At 39.2% G+C, this 20,780-nt stretch carries 20 protein-coding genes; 17 read left to right on the top strand and 3 right to left on the bottom strand.

Going from position 1 to position 20,780, the window contains the following annotated elements; translation table 11 throughout:
• Nucleotides 1-63: 63 nt before the first annotated feature.
• Nucleotides 64-654: a guanylate kinase gene (locus CZ490_RS06010; RefSeq protein ID WP_077618051.1), complete on the bottom strand. Its 591-nt coding sequence runs from the start codon at nt 652-654 to the stop codon at nt 64-66.
• Nucleotides 655-939: 285 nt separating this feature from the next.
• Here CZ490_RS06010 and desA point away from each other — a divergent pair, with 285 nt between their 5' ends.
• The 15 genes from desA (at nt 940) to CZ490_RS05935 (ending at nt 17,845) form a co-directional block, all read left to right on the top strand.
• Nucleotides 940-1,977, top strand: a complete 1,038-nt coding sequence (gene desA / locus CZ490_RS06005; RefSeq protein WP_077618050.1) for a Delta(5) desaturase DesA — start codon at nt 940-942, stop codon at nt 1,975-1,977.
• A 107-nt stretch (nt 1,978-2,084) separates the two neighbouring features.
• Nucleotides 2,085-3,218 carry a sensor histidine kinase gene (locus CZ490_RS06000; RefSeq protein WP_077618049.1) on the top strand — a complete coding sequence of 378 codons (1,134 nt, stop codon included), beginning with the start codon at nt 2,085-2,087 and terminating at the stop codon, nt 3,216-3,218.
• A complete protein-coding gene (locus CZ490_RS05995) occupies nt 3,215-3,814 on the top strand; it encodes a response regulator transcription factor (protein WP_077618048.1) in 600 nt (199 codons plus the stop codon). Before CZ490_RS06000 ends, CZ490_RS05995 begins: the two co-directional genes overlap by 4 nt.
• Before the next feature lie 230 nt (nt 3,815-4,044).
• A complete protein-coding gene (locus CZ490_RS05990) occupies nt 4,045-5,817 on the top strand; it encodes a sulfatase family protein (RefSeq protein WP_234987174.1) in 1,773 nt (590 codons plus the stop codon).
• 136 nt (nt 5,818-5,953) lie between these two features.
• Nucleotides 5,954-6,796, top strand: a complete 843-nt coding sequence (locus CZ490_RS05985; protein WP_077618047.1) for an aldo/keto reductase — start codon at nt 5,954-5,956, stop codon at nt 6,794-6,796.
• Between the two features lie 164 nt (nt 6,797-6,960).
• Complete coding sequence (gene fabG, locus CZ490_RS05980; protein ID WP_077618046.1) at nt 6,961-7,725, top strand: 3-oxoacyl-ACP reductase FabG; 765 nt, start codon at nt 6,961-6,963, stop codon at nt 7,723-7,725.
• Nucleotides 7,726-7,739: 14 nt separating this feature from the next.
• Nucleotides 7,740-8,189, top strand: a complete 450-nt coding sequence (locus CZ490_RS05975) for a MaoC family dehydratase N-terminal domain-containing protein (RefSeq protein WP_077618045.1) — start codon at nt 7,740-7,742, stop codon at nt 8,187-8,189.
• Complete coding sequence (locus CZ490_RS05970) at nt 8,186-8,590, top strand: MaoC/PaaZ C-terminal domain-containing protein (RefSeq protein WP_077618044.1); 405 nt, start codon at nt 8,186-8,188, stop codon at nt 8,588-8,590. Before CZ490_RS05975 ends, CZ490_RS05970 begins: the two co-directional genes overlap by 4 nt.
• A gap of 170 nt (nt 8,591-8,760) precedes the next feature.
• Entirely contained in the window at nt 8,761-9,198 is a 438-nt protein-coding gene (hutP, locus tag CZ490_RS05965; protein WP_077618043.1) for a hut operon transcriptional regulator HutP, read from the top strand.
• 145 nt (nt 9,199-9,343) lie between these two features.
• On the top strand, nt 9,344-10,867 hold the full coding sequence (hutH, locus tag CZ490_RS05960; RefSeq protein ID WP_077618042.1) for a histidine ammonia-lyase: 1,524 nt from the start codon (nt 9,344-9,346) through the stop codon (nt 10,865-10,867).
• Nucleotides 10,868-10,882: 15 nt separating this feature from the next.
• Nucleotides 10,883-12,538 (top strand): urocanate hydratase, encoded by a 1,656-nt coding sequence (hutU, locus tag CZ490_RS05955; RefSeq protein ID WP_077618041.1) that lies wholly within the window; start codon nt 10,883-10,885, stop codon nt 12,536-12,538.
• Nucleotides 12,539-12,580: 42 nt separating this feature from the next.
• Complete coding sequence (gene hutI / locus CZ490_RS05950; protein ID WP_077618040.1) at nt 12,581-13,837, top strand: imidazolonepropionase; 1,257 nt, start codon at nt 12,581-12,583, stop codon at nt 13,835-13,837.
• Entirely contained in the window at nt 13,830-14,771 is a 942-nt protein-coding gene (gene hutG, locus CZ490_RS05945; protein ID WP_077618039.1) for a formimidoylglutamase, read from the top strand. Before hutI ends, hutG begins: the two co-directional genes overlap by 8 nt.
• Before the next feature lie 69 nt (nt 14,772-14,840).
• A complete protein-coding gene (locus tag CZ490_RS05940; RefSeq protein WP_077618038.1) occupies nt 14,841-15,629 on the top strand; it encodes a nucleotidyltransferase domain-containing protein in 789 nt (262 codons plus the stop codon).
• A 107-nt stretch (nt 15,630-15,736) separates the two neighbouring features.
• Nucleotides 15,737-17,845 (top strand): heavy metal translocating P-type ATPase, encoded by a 2,109-nt coding sequence (locus CZ490_RS05935; protein WP_077618037.1) that lies wholly within the window; start codon nt 15,737-15,739, stop codon nt 17,843-17,845.
• A 24-nt stretch (nt 17,846-17,869) separates the two neighbouring features.
• Here CZ490_RS05935 and CZ490_RS22470 read toward each other — a convergent pair whose 3' ends face one another.
• Together CZ490_RS22470 and CZ490_RS22790 are read right to left on the bottom strand one after the other, a co-directional pair.
• Complete coding sequence (locus CZ490_RS22470; RefSeq protein WP_200801552.1) at nt 17,870-18,025, bottom strand: hypothetical protein; 156 nt, start codon at nt 18,023-18,025, stop codon at nt 17,870-17,872.
• A gap of 235 nt (nt 18,026-18,260) precedes the next feature.
• On the bottom strand, nt 18,261-18,389 hold the full coding sequence (locus tag CZ490_RS22790) for a hypothetical protein (protein ID WP_268762027.1): 129 nt from the start codon (nt 18,387-18,389) through the stop codon (nt 18,261-18,263).
• A gap of 173 nt (nt 18,390-18,562) precedes the next feature.
• Between CZ490_RS22790 and CZ490_RS05930 the strand changes: the two genes are divergently transcribed.
• Together CZ490_RS05930 and CZ490_RS05925 are read left to right on the top strand one after the other, a co-directional pair.
• Nucleotides 18,563-19,678, top strand: coding sequence for an NAD(P)/FAD-dependent oxidoreductase (locus CZ490_RS05930; RefSeq protein ID WP_077618036.1), 1,116 nt, complete (start codon nt 18,563-18,565; stop codon nt 19,676-19,678).
• Between the two features lie 180 nt (nt 19,679-19,858).
• A complete protein-coding gene (locus CZ490_RS05925; protein ID WP_077618035.1) occupies nt 19,859-20,773 on the top strand; it encodes a hypothetical protein in 915 nt (304 codons plus the stop codon).
• The last annotated feature ends 7 nt before the right edge of the window (nt 20,774-20,780 follow it).

Raw genomic sequence — 20,780 nt, 5'->3', positions numbered from 1 at the left:
TATACCTTCTAATCTTTTTTAAAAAAAGCCCCGATTGGTTCAGTGAACCACCGGGGCTATTTTTTAGTAATCATCGGCAATCAACTGTCTATCTAAGTAGGTTTCAATCATTTCACTGATCTGATAGGAGACCTGAGGTAGGTCATAGTTTTCATACACATGTTCACAAAATGCCTTATAAGCCATTGTCTCATCATAATGGTTCATGTGTCGTACAATGTCTTCTTCACTATCTCCACGCTTTTGCTGTCTTTCATAAACCGTTAGGCGATCCGCATACACAAAGATACGAATTGCCTTATCTCCGTACATTTCCTTCAATAGGGTTGCACCTTCAGGATTTAATGTTAAGTAGATAACTTTATTTTTCTTAAAAATATTTACAATGTCAATTTCACGTATCCCATAAAAATGCCCATCAATTTCGACACTCTCTAGGAATTCATTTTGCTGCATCATTTGCTGGAAGGTTTCTTTACTTACAAAGTGGTAATCTTCTCCGTTGTTTTCAAAGGGACGGGGACTTCGAGTTGTGAAAGAGGGAACGGTTTGCATATCAAAAGCTGTGGCAACCATTTTGCCTAGTGTTTTTCTACCGGAGCCGTCTGGACCGGTATATATGAAAATTCTCTCCTGATCTTTTAATCGATACATATATTTCCTCCTTTTTATTAATTTAAAAATTCTGTCTTTTCATTATATCATAAAAACCCTATGTTCGCCCATGTCGATTATTAATTTTTTGTGTATTTAAAATATTCATGACTACATATGACATTTATCATATTTTTCACATGACACCTATGTCTAGTGAAAAACAAAATTCTTCTATAACATTGTAAACGTAGAGAATTATTGGAGTTTACCTCCTAATTCATCTCATGAAATTTAAAAATTTGACTAAAATATGAAATGAGAATTAAGAAAGGAAAGGATAAAATGAACAAATTAGATCAACGAAGCTTACGTAAGCAGGTAGCTCCATATGAAAAATCAAACTTTAAAGCGAGTCTACTTCAGCTTTGCAACACCCTCATCCCTTATTTTGGTTTATGGGTGCTTGCCTATTATTCATTAAACGTTTCCTATCTATTAACGCTTGCAATTAGTGTAGTAGCCGCAGGCTTTCTTGTACGAACTTTTATTATTTTCCATGACTGCTGTCATCACTCTTTCTTTAAAAGTCGGAAAGCTAATAAAGTCATCGGAACTATAACAGGGATTTTAACATTATTTCCATACAGCAAATGGGGGCATGATCACTCGGTCCACCATGCGACTAGTTCAAACCTCGATAAGCGTGGTACAGGAGACATTTGGGTCATGACAGTTGAAGAATACCTGGAAGCATCTGCCTGGAAGCGAATATGCTACAGAGTCTACCGCAATCCATTTGTCATGTTTATCTTAGGACCAATCTTTGTATTCTTAATTGAAAATCGCTTTAACAGAAGAAAAGCAAAAAAGAAAGAACGATACAATACGTATTTAACAAATATCGGAATCGTTACAATTGCAACCATATTATGTTTGACAATCGGGTGGCAATCATTTTTACTCGTGCAGGGAACCATTTTTATGATTTCAGGAATTGCAGGGATATGGTTATTCTATGTTCAGCATACATTTGAAGATTCCTATTTTGAAGAAGACGAAAATTGGGAATATGTAAAGGCAGCGGTCGAAGGAAGTTCATTTTACAAGCTTCCAAAGCCATTACAGTGGTTAACAGGGAACATCGGCTATCACCATGTGCATCACCTAAGCCCACGTGTTCCAAATTACAAGCTAGAAGAGGTTCATAATCAAACAGCTCCACTTCAACATGTACCAACCATTACCTTAAAAACGAGCCTAAAATCACTTAAATTCCGTCTATGGGATGAAGAAGAAAAAGTGTTTGTTGGTTACGGTAAGATAAAAGAAATGGTTGCAGAGCAAAAGAATGTTAAGAAAATCCCCAGCTTAGAAAAATAAGCTGGGTTTTCCTTATAACTTGGATTCTTGCGCAAATGCGCCAAGGATCATATGATTATGATATGATTGGATACAAAAATACCATGAACTAAATGAGGGCATGTCCTATGAAGAAATATTCACTTTTTCAAAAATGGTCTGGAGTATCACCTTATATCTGGGCAGTTATTAGTATCCTACCGTTCTATTTTATCTTTCAATCGTCATCAACTCCCGAGATCATTGCAGGGATTATTTTAACGATTATATTTTTTATCTCATTACGCTTTGCCTTTATCTCTAGAAAATGGCCGGTTTATTTATGGACTTCCATTTTAATCGGTATTTCATTAACCATGTCGATTCTTTTTGCATTTATCTATTTTGCATTTTATATAGCGTATTACAATGGAAACATCAAGAATCGGGTAGCTTTTTTAACACTATACGTGATTCATCTAGTCGCAACGACTTTTTCAATAAACTATAATCTCGTTATACAGGAACCCGTTTTCTTAACTCAACTACCATTTGTTATTATCATTTGGATTAGTGTCATTCTTCTACCTTTTAATATCCATAATAAAAAGAAACAAGAGAAGCTTGAGGAACAGCTTGAAGATGCGAATAAACGAATTGCAGAACTTGTAAAACAGGAGGAACGTCAAAGGATTGCAAGAGATCTTCATGATACCTTAGGCCAGAAGCTATCGATGATTGGTTTAAAAAGTGATTTAGCTAGAAAGCTAATCTATAAGGATCCAGAAAAAGCGCGGCATGAATTAAAGGATGTACAACAAACAGCTCGAACGGCTTTAAACGAGGTGCGAAAAATGGTATCTCAAATGCGCGGAATTCGAATTAAAGAAGAAATTGTCAGAGTGAGAGAAATCTTACAAGCCGCGGGTATTGAGTTTGACCTAGTTAAAGATGAACCTCTAAAAGACGTTTCGTTATTCTACGAAAATATAATTAGCATGCTTATAAAAGAGGCAGTGAACAACGTGGTAAAGCATAGTCAGGCAACACACTGCAAGATCGAAATTATACAGACAGAAGATGAAATAACCGTTAGCGTCCAAGACAATGGTATCGGCACAGTTCTAACGAATGATATTGTTGGTGGACATGGCCTTCAAGGAATGAGAGAACGTTTAGAATTTGTAAATGGTAGCCTTGAAATCCTAGCGAACGAGGGGACAACATTAATAATTAAAATACCAAATGTACGAAAACAGGTAGAGGTGGAGGGACTATTATGATTCGAATCGTGATTGCAGAAGACCAAAGAATGGTACTCGGTGCGCTTGGATCACTTTTAAACCTTGAGGATGATATGGAAGTTGTGGGGATGGCAAATAACGGACAAGAAGCAATTACACTTGTAAGAGAGCTTAAACCCGATATTTGTATGATGGATATTGAAATGCCAATAAAAACAGGACTTGAAGCTGCTGAGATGTTAAAGGCAACAGATTGTAAGGTAATTATTTTAACAACTTTTGCGCGTACAGGCTATTTTCAACGTGCTTTAAAAGCTGGTGTGAAAGGGTACCTACTTAAAGATAGTCCAAGTGAGGAATTAGCAGATTCCATTCGAGCAATAATGAGCGGAAAACGCGTATATGCTCCAGAATTAATGGATGACTTATATGCAGAAGAGAATCCGTTAACCGGCCGGGAGCTTGAAGTGCTTGAACTTGTTGCAGATGGTAAAAATACAAAAGAAATTGCAGATGAACTCAGCCTTAAAACAGGTACGGTTCGCAATTATATTTCAACCATTCTAGATAAACTAGAAGTCAAAAATCGAATCGAGGCAATCACACAATCGAAGGAAAAAGGTTGGTTTAAATAACGGGTTTGTAAATGTAGAGAGGCTTTTGGCCTCTTTTTTTATGTTTAGTGGAGTTAAACGGGCTAAAGGGTATAAAGCCATATTGGAAAACGATTAGTGGGAAACCGATTATAGGACAAAGATATAACACATCCTTCAGATTAATCTTATTAAAAACTTCCGCTACTTATAAACACCCAGCGCATTCAACACATATGATAACGAATAACTAAACAAAAGGAGGCAATCTAGTGAACAAGAAAGGGATTGACAGGCCACCCACTAAACGTAGACCTAATATCTTGTTTTTTATCGTTGATGAACTACGTTTTCCGACCGCATATGAGGATGAACACTTAAAAATGTGGTGTAAGGAAAACCTTAAAACTCAGGAAATGCTGCGAAAGAATGGGTTAGAATTTTTAAACCATTATGTAGGAAGTACTGCATGTTCTCCGAGTAGAGCAACACTTTACACCGGCCAATATCCATCATTACATGGACTTACCAAAACAATCGGAGGTGCTGCGGAAAGCTTTGAACCTGATGTGTTTTGGCTAGACCCGAATACAGTTCCCACGTTTGGTGATTATTTCCGGCAGGCTGGATATAAGACGTTTTGGAAAGGAAAGTGGCACACGAGTGTAGCAGATATTTTAATACCGGGTACACACGATTCTCTTCAAAGCTACAATCCTACCACTGGGGTCCCGGACAGAAAGTTAGAGCAGGTTTATTTAGATGCTAATCGCTTAGATGATTTTGGATTTTCGGGTTGGCTCGGTCCTGAGCCACATGGGTCAAACCCTCGAAATTCAGCATCCTCTGCAGCAATTGGGACTAAGGGTCGTGATGAGGTTTTCGCTCGAGAAGCGGTGGAACTCATTCAATCACTAGATAGGGAAACAAATGAATCAAAGAATCAACCATGGCTCATTGTTTCATCATTTTTAAACCCACATGACATCACATTATTCGGTGAACTAACCGAGCACTCGCCATTATTTAATTTTGAAGTGGATCGTACTCTCCCTCATATACCACCTGCACCTACAGCTCAAGAATCATTAGATACAAAACCCACGGCACAAAATAGTTATCGTAAAACATATCCAAAAACCTTTCAGCCGACAAGAGACAGTTTACATTACCGCCAATTATATTATTCGCTTCAAAAACAAGTAGATTCAGAAATGGGGAAAGTCTATGATGCTCTAAAAAACTCGAGCTTTTATGAAGATACAATTGTCATTTTTACGTCTGATCATGGAGACATGCTTGGCGCCCATGGTGGGTTGTTTCAAAAATGGTACAATGCCTATGAGGAATCGATTCATGTACCATTTATCATTCATAGCCCAAAACTATTTCCTGAAAGTAAAACAACTACGATGTTAACTAGCCATGTTGATATTTTACCAACATTATTAGGATTAGCAGATATTGACGTCAAAAGAACAATAAAAGAGTTAAGCCAGAATCATTCAGAGGTACATCCACCCGTGGGACGTGATTTAACCCCATTACTCGAGGGGAAATCTCAATTTCTTAGAGCAAACGAACCGGTTTATTTTATGACAGATGACGATGTCACAAGGGGCCTTAATCAAACTAGCTTTACAGGTGATCCCTATGATTCTGTCATTCAACCAAACCACTTAGAAACCGTGATTGTCTATATGCAAAGTGGTAAACAGCGTAAAAAAGAACTTTGGAAATTCACACGATATTTCGATAATCCACAATTTTGGAGTACACCAGGAACCCAAGACGTGGTAACGACATCATTGTCTGAAGTTCCAGTTGCAGACGACCAGACCATTACAGTCTCAAAAGTGACTACAAAAACAGAGCCCGTGCCCGACCAATTTGAACTTTATAACCTAACAAATGATCCACTGGAAGAAAAAAACCTTGCCGATCCTACCAATGCAATCGTTGAATCAAAGCTCGTACAGTCATTACTATCTAACTTACTTGATGAACAACGCAAACAAAAAAGGCTAACACCAACAAATTCATAAGCTCCAGGCGACGCCCTAATCGGCATCGCTTTTTCACGTTTAGATTACTACAGATATCGTACCTTCATAATTGAATTTTCTCCCAACCTGTGAGAAACTGTTAATGGTAAATCTTTCAACTAATAGGAGGATCTATATGGTAAAAAGTCTTCAGGATACAACAACATTACATAATGGAGTAGAGATGCCATGGTTTGGACTTGGCGTATTTAAGGTAAAAGAAGGCCAAGAAGTAATTGATTCCGTTAAATGGGCAATCAAGCATGGATATAAAAGTATTGACACTGCAGCTGTCTACCAAAACGAAGAAGGCGTAGGACAAGCCATTCGTGAGTCTGGGATTAACCGCGAAGAATTATTTGTTACATCGAAAGTATGGAACAGTGATCAAGGTTATGATTCTACACTACAAGCCTTTGAAACAAGCCTACAAAAATTAGGTCTTGATTACTTAGATTTATATCTCATTCACTGGCCAGGAAAAGATAAATATGTTGAAACATGGCACGCACTAGAAAAGCTATATAAAGACGGACGCGTTCGTGCAATTGGCGTTAGTAATTTCCATATTCACCATCTTGAAAATCTCATTCAAAATTCAGAGATTAAACCAATGGTGAACCAAGTTGAGTACCATCCTCACCTTACACAAACAGAACTGCATGAATACTGTAAAAGGGAAGGAATCCAATTAGAAGCATGGTCACCACTTAAACGAGGTGAATTACTAAATGACCCAACGCTACTAGAAATCAGTGAAAAATATAATAAATCAGTAGCTCAAGTCATTCTACGTTGGGATCTTCAACAAGGTGTTGTGACCATTCCAAAATCAATTAAGGAGCATCGTATTCAAGAGAATGCAGATGTTTTTGATTTTGAACTCACACAAGAAGATATGGATAAAATCAGTGCACTAGATAAAAATGACAGAATAGGATCAGACCCAGATACTATGACTGCTGGGTTTGAGGAATAGTCAGCTAAGCCACACAGATTAATTTGTGTGGCTTTTTACATACGCAAAATTCCTCTTGTATTGTCTGAAGTTTCAAAATAAAATAAAGACATACATACCAACTAGTTAGTATTTTGACTATTTGTTTCAAGAGATTCATATAATAGAACAATGGAGGTTAGAGTATGACAAGTAGATTTGAAGGAAGAGTCGCCTTTGTAACTGGTGCCAGCCGTGGAATTGGAAAGGGTATACTAGAACAATTAGCTTCAGAAGGCGCTAAAATAGCATTTATTGATATTAATGAGGATGCATTATCACAGACAACAACAGAATTGCGCGAAAAAGGATATGAAGTCTATTCAAAGGTAGCAGACGTAACAAAATACGAAGAAGTTGAAACCGCTACCAAAGAAGTGTATGAAACATTTGGTTCAATTGACATTCTCGTCAACAATGCGGGGGTTATACGTGATAACTTACTTTTTAAAATGTCAGAACTGGATTGGGATACAATCATGAATGTGCACCTAAAGGGCTCTTTTAATGCCGCAAAAGCCGTTCAGAAATATATGGTAGAAAACAAGTTTGGAAGAATTATTAACATCTCTTCGACATCGGCACTCGGTAATCGTGGGCAAGCAAATTATTCAACGGCAAAGGCTGGCTTGCAAGGCTTTACGAAAACACTCGCCATTGAGTTGGGACGATTCGGAATAACCGTGAACGCCGTTGCACCTGGGTTTATTGAAACTGAAATGACAAAGGAAACAGCTGCAAGAATTGGAATTTCATTCGAAGACTTAATTGAAGCAAGTGTTACGATGATCCCAGTTGGGCGAACAGGTAAACCAAGTGATATTGCAAATGCCGTTGCCTTCTTCGCTGATGACAAATCATCATTTGTAAGTGGTCAGGTTCTTTATGTAGCAGGGGGTCCAAAAGATTAAAGGAGTTGTTGTTGGTGTATAAAGATTTTATCGGTAAACAATCGACAAAAGTAAGAAATGTCATTGAACGAGGCGCTGTCAAAAAATTCGCTGAAGCCATTGGTGATGCTCATCCAATTTTTATTGATGAACAGATTGGGAATGCTTCCAGGTATAAAACAAATATCGCACCACCAACTTTTCCAAGAGTTTTAGAATACGGAAGTATTGATGGGCTCGTTTTACCTGAAAAAGGGCTAATCCATGGCGAGCAAATATATGAATATGAACGACCATTACGAGTAGGAGAAGAGATTTATTGCTATTCTAAGGTGGACAATTATGTAGAGAAAAAAGGCTCTACTGGTACGATGGGCTTTTTAACAATCAGTGAAAATGGGGAAGACAAGAATGGCAACCCTATTTTCTCTTCAAGGCTAGTCGTCATTATTACAGAAGCGGTTAGAAAGGCGATGATGTCATGAATTCAATAGTGAAAATGGAAAGTGGAAGTTCACTTCAAAGTGTTCAGCTTCCGCCTGTCTCGAGGATGGATCTGATTAAGTATTCAGGCGCATCTGGTGATTACAACCCAATTCATACAATTGATGAAGAAGCACATATAGCAGGATTACCAGGTGTAATTGCGCATGGTATGTGGACAATGGGGAACCTTGCCAAATTATTCACCCCTTACCACGAGGAAGGTTTTATTAAAACCTATTCAATCCGCTTTCGTAATATGGTGTTTTTGAATGATGTCATCACTCTAAATGCATCATTAAAAGAAATATACGAAAACAAGCGTATTTTTGATGTAGTTGCTGTAAACCAGCATGAAAAAGCTGTAATTAAAGGAACAATCGTTTTTCAAGTATATGAATAAACCCATTTTCATAATGGGTTTATTCTCATTTAAAGACTTTATTCTATTAAATCGCTACTATAGTAATATACTAAAATTTTCCAAATCCATTGACTTGTTAACTACTCGCGATTACAATATTACTAAGATAGTAGATAATAGGAAAATTCAGAAAATAGAGGTTCTAAGATATGAGTCAAAAAATAGCAATTGGAAAAATTGCTGTACTTTTAGCCACATTAACGGATGAGGAAATGAAAGCTTTTTCCCCTTCTTTAAAGTGGGTTCAATCGTGCCAAGGCAAAGTGGGTTCGATGAACATGCAAAAAGTAATTGCAGCTGTAGAAACGGCCGCAAAACGGCATGGGCTTGTTCATGAATCACAATATCGGGAAACACATGCCTTGTACCATGCAATCATTGAGGGAATTGAAGGTGTTACCAGAGGGCAAACCGCGATTGGCGAGATAAGCCGTACTGTCGGTTTACGATTTGCAATCGTTCGAGGAAGACCTTATTTGAATGAAGAAGAAGGGGAATGGATTGCTGTTGCCTTCTATGGAACAATAGGGGCTCCAATTAAAGGCCTAGAACACGAAACAATCGGTCTCGGAATTAATCACATATAATGTATATTTTATTACATTGCCTATAGTCCTTTAGTCAATAGGAGGCGATGATGGTATTTCTATGCCATTATCGTCTCTTTTTCTTTTAGTAAGACTCATTTCTAAAACCAGAACTGATGACATAAGTAGTAGGGGGGATGAACGAATGGTTGAGTTAACAGGTCAGTCGTTAACTATAGAGCAAGTCAAACGAATCTGTTATGAATTCGAACACGTAACAATTAGCAGAGAATCGTTAATGAAAGTAGAAAAAAGCCGCAAAGCAGTCGAAAAAATAGTGGCAGATAAACGGACTATCTATGGGATTAATACAGGATTTGGGAAATTCAGTGATGTGATTATCGCTGATGATGATGTGAATGATTTACAGCTAAATTTAATCCGATCCCATGCATGTGGTGTTGGTGAGCCCTTCCCTGAGGTGGTTTCACGTGCCATGGTCTTACTTCGGTTAAATGCACTGTTAAAAGGTTTTTCGGGGATTCGACCAGTTATTGTGGAAAGTCTTTTGACTTTACTAAATAGCAGAATCCACCCAGTTATTCCACAGCAGGGCTCACTTGGTGCTTCAGGCGATTTAGCACCACTGTCACATTTAGCCCTTGTCCTACTTGGAGAAGGAAAAGTTCACTATAAGGGCGATATTTTCCCGACTACACAAATTTTTGAGATAGAAGGCATTCAGCCCGTAGTACTTCAGGCAAAAGAAGGGCTGGCCCTAATTAATGGAACACAAGCGATGACTGCAATGGGTGTGGTCAATTGGATAGAAGCATCAGAACTAGCTTTTCAGTGTGAAATAATTGCGTCTCTCACTCTTGAAGGCTTAGAGGGAATCATTGATGCATTTCATCCAGCTATTCATGAAGCACGCGGGTATCCACAACAAATGGCTGTGGCAAAACGTATGCGCGATTTATTAACGGGAAGCAAAATGATTACTAGACAAGGAGAAAAAAGGGTCCAGGACGCATATTCTTTACGTTGCATTCCTCAAGTCCACGGCGCCTCCTGGCAAGCGTTAGACTATGTGAAGGAAAAACTAGAAATTGAGATGAATGCAGCCACCGATAACCCTTTAATCTTCGAAGATGGAAATGTAGTGGTCTCGGGTGGGAATTTCCATGGCCAACCCATCGCAATTGCAATGGATTTTATGAAAATAGCTGTTGCTGAGTTAGCCAGTATATCTGAGCGTCGGATTGAAAGACTTGTCAATCCGCAACTCAATGACTTACCGCCATTTTTAAGTGCACAGCCAGGACTACAATCAGGTGCCATGATCATGCAATATGTGGCGGCATCGCTTGTTTCGGAAAACAAAACTCTGGCACATCCAGCAAGCGTCGATTCCATCCCGTCTTCAGCCAATCAAGAAGACCACGTAAGCATGGGTACAATCGGCTCCCGTCATGCTTACCAAATTATCCAAAATGTGCGAAGGGTGTTAGCAATAGAATGTATTTGTGCCCTCCAGGCGGTTGAATTTCGCGGGACCCAAAAGATGGCACCTGCTACCAAAGCATTTTATCAGGAAGCAAGAACAGTGTGCCCGTCGATTACGGAAGATCGGGTGTTCGCTGAAGACATAGAGAGGGTAACGGAATGGCTTAAAAAAAATAATCTAGTGTGGACAGCCAATTTTGAACCAAGCGTAAAATTTAATTAGAGAGGGGAATGAATCATGACCATTCAGAATCGTACCGTCCGAATTAAAAAGGGGTTGGAGCTTGAATGTAAAGGATGGGAACAAGAAGCTGCACTACGAATGCTCTATAACAATTTAGACCCTGCTGTTGCCGAAAAACCAGAAGAACTTGTTGTGTACGGAGGAATCGGGAAGGCTGCTCGAAACTGGGAAGCATTTGATGCAATTGTTAATACCCTGCGCCGCTTAGAAAATGACGAAACAATGTTAATTCAGTCAGGAAAACCAGTTGCAGTATTTAAAACTCACAAAGCGGCCCCTCGTGTATTGCTTTCGAATTCTGTTCTCGTTCCAAAATGGGCCAACTGGGATCATTTTCACGAACTTGATCAAAAAGGGTTAATGATGTATGGGCAAATGACAGCTGGAAGCTGGATTTACATCGGTTCCCAGGGGATTTTACAAGGAACCTATGAAACGTTTGCTGAAGTAGCACGACAGCATTTTGGTGGCTCATTAAAAGGAACGATTACTCTTACAGCAGGCTTGGGTGGAATGGGAGGAGCACAGCCACTGGCTGTTACAATGAACGGCGGTGTTTGTATAGCTGTTGATGTCGATAAATCTCGGATCCAAAAGCGTCTTGATACTAAATATTGTGATAGAATGACAGATTCAATCGATGAAGCGATTAAATGGGCACTAGAAGCAAAGCGTAATGGTGAGGCATTATCGATTGGTCTCCTTGGAAATGCTGCTGAGGTCCATCATGAATTCTTAAACCGTAACGTTCAAATAGACGTAATGACCGATCAAACATCCGCACACGACCCTTTAAATGGGTATGTACCGGAAGGATATACCGTTGAAGAAGCAGCAAAATTACGAGAGAGCGATTCAAAAAAATATGTTGAACTATCATCTGCTTCGATGGCAAAGCATGTTATGGCAATGCTTGAATTTGAACGTCGGGGAACTGTGACTTTTGATTACGGCAACAATATCCGTCAAGTTGCGAAAGATGCAGGTGTGATTAATGCATTTGATTTTCCTGGCTTTGTCCCAGCTTATATTCGTCCATTATTCTGTGAAGGAAAAGGACCCTTCCGTTGGGCAGCTCTCTCTGGTGACCCACAAGACATCTATCGAACAGATGCTCTCATAAAAGAATTATTCCCAGAAAACGAGGCTTTACTTCGTTGGATTGATATGGCTCAGGAAAAGGTAGAGTTTCAGGGGCTGCCAGCTCGAATTTGCTGGCTTGGCTACGGTGAGCGCGTGAAAATGGGCCTCGCCATTAATGAATTGGTAGCTAAAGGTGAATTGAAAGCACCGATTGTAATTGGTAGGGACCACTTAGACTGCGGCTCTGTTGCATCACCTAACCGAGAAACAGAAGCCATGAAGGACGGTAGTGATGCTGTGGGAGATTGGGCAATCTTAAATGCTTTAATCAACGTTGCTGCTGGTGGATCATGGATTTCTGTTCATCATGGTGGTGGGGTCGGCATGGGCTATTCCTTACACGCTGGTATGGTTGTCGTTGCTGATGGCACGGAACTGGCAAAAGAACGTCTACAACGTGTTCTTACTACAGACCCAGGTATGGGCATTGTTCGCCATGCGGATGCTGGCTATGAAAAGGCAATAGAAGTGGCGAAGGAAAAAGGCGTCGATATCCCGATGTTGTAATTTTCCAAATTCTATCAATCTACCAAGAAAGGAGCGGTATTGATGCAATACGATTTACTCGTTCACAATATAGGACAATTGATTTTACCAAAAGAAACGACAGCACCCCTTAAAGGGGAAGAAATGAAACAACTTATGATTATGGAGAACGCTGCATTTGCAGTCAAGTCCGGAACCATAGCTTGGATTGGCTCAAATGATGAGGCTACTCACATTAAACCGTTAAAAAGGATTAATGCACAGAAAAAAGTGGTATCACCAGGTTTGGTCGACCCTCACACACATTTAGTATTTGGTGGCTCTCGTGAACATGAACTCGCTTTAAAGCAAAGAGGCGTACCATATCTTGAAATCCTTGCAAAAGGTGGGGGCATTTTATCAACAGTTGAAGCAACTAGAATGGCTAGCGAAGAAGAACTATATGAAAAAGCATCTTTCCACTTAAATCGGTTTCTTTCATATGGAGTTACAACGTTGGAAGCTAAAAGCGGATACGGCTTAGATCCAGAAACGGAACTTAAACAACTACAAGTTGTTAAAAGACTACAAGAAAAGTTCCCAGTTTCAATAGTATCAACTTTTTTAGGACCACATGCCATACCTCCAACCTACAAAGGAAATGAGGATGAGTTTCTAGAGAAAATGGTCGAACTCCTTGATCATGTAAGAAACGAAAACCTTGCAGAGTTTGCTGATATCTTCTGTGAGACAGGTGTATTCAGCCTACAGCAATCTAAATATTTTTTACAAAAGGCGAAGGAAAAAGGATTCGGTCTAAAAATCCATGCTGATGAAATAGATTCATTAGGTGGAACTGAACTAGCCGTGGAACTTGGTGCAACGAGTGCCGACCACTTGGTTGCTGCATCTAATAAGGCGATAAATATGCTATCCACTAGCAACACTATTGCTGTACTATTACCTGGAACGACGTTTTACCTTGGTAAAGATACCTATGCACGGGCCAGAGAAATGATTGATGAAGGAGCTGCTGTTGCTCTTGCAACAGATTACAATCCAGGGAGTTGTGTAACTGAGAATCTTCAACTTATCATGTCATTAGCGGCACTTAAACTAAAAATGACTCCTGAGGAAATATGGAATGCAGTCACTGTCAATGCAGCATTCGCAATCGGTAAAGGGGAAGAAGCCGGTACCCTAACTGTCGGCAAAAAAGCGAATTTCGTCATTTGGGATATCCCAAATTATTTATATCTTCCTTATCATTTTGGTGTAAATCACACCAACAGCGTCTATATTGAAGGAACAAGGGTATGGAGGAGAAACGATAATGTCTGAATTTCAATACCTTACCCCAGGTAAGACAACTTTGTTCAAAGACCGATATGTAACGAAAGTAACCGAATGTATCACCCCGTATACAAAAGGAGCTAAAGGCGATATAGGGATAATCGGACTACCAGCTTCAAAGTCTTCGATTTCTCCATCCCTTGCAAGCGATGCACCAAGAACCATTCGAAATGCACTAGGTGCATACTCAACTTTTTCTGGGGAAAATCATGTTGATTATAAGGATACACCTATGATTGATTTCGGGGATGTACATATACATCCTACTAATCTTGAGGAAACCACTGAAAGATTATATAGTAGTGTAAAAGAAATGATTCAAACAAATTCATGTAAAAAATATATAATACTCGGCGGTGACCATGGCGTTAGTTATCCTTCAATTCGCGCCTTTCAGGAACACTATGGTCGAATCGGAGTGATTCAATGGGATGCTCATCACGACGTTCGTAACTTCGAGGACGGAGGAAGAACAAACGGGACTCCTTTTCGTAGTCTACTCGAGGGAGGCTTTATAAAAGGTGAAGACCTGATGCAAGTTGGGATCCGAGATTATGCTAATGCACAAGAATATCATGAATATGTTCTAAGCCATGGAGTCGCAGTATATACCATGGATGATGTGGATCGAGTCGGAATCGTCTCCATCATACAACAAGGAATCGAACGACTAGCACAAAAGGTTGATTTTATCTATTTATCTGTTGATATGGATGTTGTTGATCAAGCCTTTGCACCAGGATGTCCTGCAATTGGACCTGGCGGTTTGACATCAAGAGAACTTCTCTCAAGTATCCAAGCAGCTAAAAGCCATCCAAAAGTCAAAGCGATGGACATTGTTGAAATCGACCCATCAAAGGATGTCCGCGACATCACGAGCAGACTCGCTGCACACGTGATGCTACGGTTTATGTATACGTAAATAGAGAATACTAGTTGGTAAAGGAGATGAATCTTGCATCTCCTTTTCTCATGCAAAAGAGGGATAGTATTGAAAAATCATATTGTAGAAATTATTAAACAAATTGAACTTGAATACGATGTGAAAGTACTTTATGCATGTGAAGCGGGTAGTCGCACATGGGGGGTAACGTCTGAAGAAAGTGATTACGATGTTCGATTTATCTACCTCCACAAAACCGAATGGTATCTCTCAATCGATCAAAAGAGAGATGTACTTGAGGTCCCTAAGCACGATAGAATCAGTATTCCTGTTAATCCTTTAGTGGACATGAGTGGTTGGGAGCTAACAAAGTCACTTCGTCTTTTACGTAAATCAAACCCAGGCCTGTTGGAATGGATGCACTCAGGTATTATTTACAGTCAGGCAACAAACTTTATTGAAAGCATGTATCAACTTGAAGACGTCACATTTTCACCCATACCCTGTATCTACCATTATGTAAAAATGGCAAAAGGGAACTTTAAACGCATCGAAGAGAAAGGGCCTGATGTTAAAACCTACTTGAATGTAATCCGCCCACTGTTGATGGCAGAATATATAGCTAAGCATGGGCGGATGAGTAGTCTTGATTTGAAAGTCCTAGTTGATGAACTTTTGCCAAGTAACGAAATAAAAACAAAAATTGAGAACATCATATTTCTAAAGTCTTCTGGTCAAAAGTCATATCAGCAATCATTGGATTTATCAGGTTTTTTAAAAACAAAAATTGAAAAACTAGAAGAATATGTAGCCACACTAGAAAATAGGTGTCCAGACCCAACTAATCGTTTAGATCAGTTTTTTCGTATGACGTTAGCTGAGGTTTGGGGAAAATGACCCCATCACTACATAAGGTCAGCCTATAATGAAGCGATTATCTAGTACGCTTAACTAATAAACGTGTATACTGATTTTAAAGTATACATTTTTCGGGGGTGAGTAACATGTCGGAACAAGCTACAAAAACCTACCGAGTGCAAGGCTTTTCCTGAGCAGGCTGTGCGAAAACGTTTGAAACAAACGTGAAACACCTGGATGGTGTTAAAGATGCAAGTGTAAACTTTGGTGCTGCTAAACTGACAGTAACCGGAGACACATCGATACAAGAGCTCGAAAAGGCTGGCGCATTTGAAAATCTGAAGCTACGGGAAGAACATGAAAAGGCAGAACCGCAAGTTCCATTCTGGAAACAAAAAGAAACATTCAAGGTTTATATATCTGCAGTATTACTTGTTGTCAGTTGGTTATTAGGTGAATTACATGGAGAAGGTCATCTCTTTTCAACAATTGGATATGCAGCAGCCATAGTCGTCGGGGGCTATACGCTATTTCTAAAAGGCTTTAAGAATCTGAGTCGTTTCAAATTTGATATGAGTACCCTAATGACGGTAGCTGTTATCGGCGCTGCAATGATTGGCGAATGGGGGGAAGGAGCAACGGTTGTGATTTTATTCGCAATTAGTGAAGCTCTGGAACGCTATTCGATGGATAAAGCCCGAAAATCAATTGAGTCACTGATGGATATTGCACCAAATGAAGCATTGATTCGGCGAGGTATGGAAGAAATGGTCATCGGTGTCGAGGATATTCAAATTGGTGACATAATGATCGTAAAACCTGGACAGATGGTTGCAATGGATGGAATCGTAGTTAAAGGAGTATCTTCTGTTAATCAAGCATCCATAACAGGCGAAAGTGTCCCAGTTAACAAATCAATCGATGATGAAGTATTTGCAGGAACTCTTAATGAGGAAGGCTTACTTGAGGTTAGAGTATCAAAACGAGTCGAGGACACAACAATTGCAAAAATTATCCATTTAGTTGAAGAAGCGCAGGCTGAACGTGCACCTTCACAAGCATTTGTTGATAAATTCGCAAAATACTATACACCTGCAATTATCGTTTTAGCGATTTTAATCGCAGCTGTTCCTCCATTGTTGTTTGGAGCGAGTTGGAACGAATGGATATATCAAGGACTTGCAGCTCTAGTCGTAGGATGTCCATGTGCTTTAGTCGTTTCGACTCCTGTTGCAGTTGTTACAGCGATAGGGAATGCAGCACGACACGGCGTGCTGATAAAAGGTGGGATTTATCTTGAGGAGGCAGGCGCATTAAACGTAATTGCATTTGACAAAACGGGGACTTTAACAAAAGGAATGCCTGTAGTCACTGAAATATTGCATTATGATGAAAATGCGCAGAAATGGCTGACATATACTGCCGCAATCGAAAATGGGTCTCAACATCCACTTGCTTCTGCCATCCTAAAAAAGGCAGATGATCTTCCATATAAAGATGTAAGGATAGAAGATTTTCAATCCATTACAGGTAAAGGCTTGAAGTCTAAAATTGATGGAGAAACCTATTTCGTTGGTAGTCCGCGCTTTTTTGAAGAAATACACAATGGACTGCCAAAGAATATGCAAAAGGAAATTATCGCATTACAAAACAAAGGTAAAACCGTTATCCTTTTCGGAACAAAAAATACAATCCTTTTACTACTTGCAGTTGCTGATGTTTTACGAGATTCGTCCAAGGAAGTAATTCGAAAATTACATGAGATTGGCATTAAAAAAACAGTGATGCTAACTGGTGACAATCAGCGAACCGCAAATGCCATCGGTAAAAATGTAGGTGTGACTGAGATTCAAGCTGACTTACTTCCGGACGACAAATTAACATTCATAAAAAAACTTCGATCAAACCATTCAATAGTAGCGATGGTTGGAGATGGAGTGAATGATGCACCTGCATTAGCGGCTTCAACGATCGGTGTAGCAATGGGAGGAGCAGGTACAGACACAGCCATAGAGACGGCTGATATCGCCTTAATGTCTGACGATCTAAGTAAATTGCCTTATACAATCAAACTGAGTCGAAAAGCTCTTATGATTATTAAACAAAACATTATATTTTCACTAGGTATAAAGGCATTGGCCTTGCTATTAGTTGTACCAGGTTGGCTGACATTATGGATTGCGATATTCGCTGACATGGGCGCAACTCTACTTGTTACATTAAATAGCTTGAGATTATTAAGAGTTAAAGAATAGGGGTAACGTGGTTATCCCTTTTTTCTATGCAATTTTATTATTATTTTTATCCTCAATCTCTTTCAAATGGTTGTGCCTTACATCCCAATAATAGACTCTTGGAAGTCCCCAATGTAGCCAATATTCGTGAACCAATGTTACACCGACGAAAAGTATCATTTGAATTTCTATTTGTTTCATCCTAAATCACCCCTTAACAAGAGTATACGAGCAGATGCAGTTGTCCAATAACCTAGGAAACATGCAAAGTGTTGTTATTTTAATAGGACATTAGTTATGATTAATTATAGTTATTTTTAAAATTCTTTACCGTATGAAATTACGTGCGAACAAAGAAAAAACCCGTTCCAATTAATTAAAAGCTTAGGAACAGGTCAAATATGTACCGGTACGAAATCTGCATTTTACATGTTATTTATTTTTTACGATTTTCACGAGCTGCTTTTTTTCTAGCCTTTTTACTTAAACCTTGTTCTGCGCCAAATTCCGTGTCCATACTATTTGCTCCTGTTTGAGGCTGTTTATTTTTATTTTTGTTTGCCAATTGTCAAGACCTCCTTTCGTTTAAATAAATACGCTGCATTATGTATTTTTTCCTATATTTTACAGCGTTACCTATATCATGGTATAACTGTTAGAAAAATATACAAATTTCGACAAAAATGGATCAGTTTAGTAAAATAATGAACAATAGAACATAAAAGGGGTTTTGAAAAGATGACATCTTATCTTGTTATTGGTGCAGGGATACTTGGTGCTTCGACTGCCTACCATCTTGCTAAAGCGGGTGAGAAAGTAATCATTGTCGATAGGCATGAACAAGGTCAAGCTACTGACGCAGCTGCTGGAATTGTCTGTCCATGGTTATCACAGCGTAGGAATAAAGCTTGGTACAATTTAGCGAAAGCGGGGGCAAGCTATTATTCAACATTAATTCATGAGCTTGAAGAGGTTGGTGAGACTAAGACAGGTTATAAAAAAGTTGGGGCGATCAGTCTTCATTTTGATGAAAATAAGCTTGATAAAATGGAAGAGAGAGCACATAACCGCCGAGAAGATGCGCCTGAAATCGGAGAAATTACACGATTAAATGCAGAAAAAACCGTTGAACTTTTTCCACCACTTACTAACGATTTATCATCTGTTCATATCAGTGGTGCAGCTAGAGTAAATGGTCGTGAGTTGCGGAATGCACTAATTCGTTCAGCCAAACACTACGGCGCGGTAGAACGAAAAGGGAGCGCTTTTATCGTTAATGAAGGAAACCGAATACGTGTGAAAATAGATAATGAAGAAATTGAAGCTGGCAAAATCATGATAACCGCAGGAGTTTGGGCAAATGAATTACTCCGTCCACTTGGTATCGATTTTCAAGTTTCTTCACAAAAAGCTCAAATTGTTCATTTAGGTTTAGAGGATTCCGTCACAGGTAACTGGCCAGTTGTTATGCCGCCGAATGACCAGTATATTTTGGCATTTGATGGGGGAAGAGTGGTTGTAGGTGCAACACATGAAAATGACAGAGGTCTTGATAATAGAATTACAGCAGGCGGGCTTCATGAAGTTATTGATAAAGCCCTTGCAATTGCACCTGGTTTATCAGAAGCAACGGTATTAGAAACACGAGTAGGGTTTAGACCTTTCACACCAGACTTTCTACCCGTTATTGGTAAGATACCTGATATTGATAATCTTTTTGCCGCTAACGGACTAGGTGCTTCTGGGTTAACCGTTGGTCCTTATTTAGGAGGAGAACTAGCAAAGCTTGCCATGGGACAACCACTTGAAATCGATTTAGGCTTATATGACATTACAGGTGCTATAAAATCATGACCCTTCAAAAAATCATAACCTATTCAGCCTGATTCCACGATGGGAATCAGGCTTTTACACTTTACCTAGCAGTTACTAGAAATTATTTCAAAATTAATACAGAAAAACTTCCAGAATAATGTTAAAATAGGCGATATTGACAATCAAATAATTAACAGCGAATGACAGGGGGATGACAGATTGAATACAAAATTTTCACGTCCAAAGGGGTTTGGGGAAATCCTTGATCACACATTTAGTTTAAGTAAAAATCGCTTTCGAGACTTTTTCACAATTTTACTTATCTTCATGGGACCGGTATACATACTCGAGGCGTTAATCTTGTTAGCGTCTGGAACAAGTTTTTTTAGACAGGTTGGACCTGGTGAGGACTGGTTCAGCCAAGTACTTGCGAGCTTTGATGAAACAGTGGTTGCTGAAAATATTGGCCTTGGTGGTGCCATTGGTACTTTATTTATCGGACTTATAGGGCTCGTTTTATTTCCAGTTGCTGAAGCTGCAATCCTAATTGCTTTAAACCATATCCGTAAAAATGAGGAGTATACAATTAGTTCAGTCATTAAAAGAGCATTTACACGGTTTTGGGCAATGCTCGGAAGTAATATTTTGTTTAGTCTGATTGTATTTGGTTTCTTCTTTGTGGCGGTTATGATATTGGTTCCAGTAGGAATAGTTGGTGCCATTGGTATGCCACTTGTCGGAATACTTTTTATCATTGGGTTAGCTCTTGGCTTATTTGTTGGAGTCGGTTATTTATTAACACGTTGGGGCTTTTATTTTGGTTCAGTTGTATTAGACTATGAATCTCCTGGATTTTCTCGTAGTTGGCAATTAACTAAACAACGTGGTTGGGTTCTTTTTAGCCTTTATGTTATTTTCTTTTTAATAATAAGTGCGATTAGTTTTGCTGTTGAAGCAACCTTCGGAATCTTTTTAGGAAACAGTGTTTTACTAACTTTAATTGTAAACCTTACAACAATTTTTACGACCTTGTTGTTTGCTGTAGGCTATGGGGTTATGTATCTTGACGCAAAAGTAAGGCATGATGCAGAGGATTTAGATGAAATGATTGAGGGGTTCAATGAACCAAGATAGATAAGTG

This window comes from Litchfieldia sinesaloumensis (assembly GCF_900156865.1).
Lineage (GTDB): Bacteria > Bacillota > Bacilli > Bacillales > Bacillaceae_L > Ferdinandcohnia > Ferdinandcohnia sinesaloumensis.
This window is presented reverse-complemented; position numbering and strand designations above follow the sequence as displayed.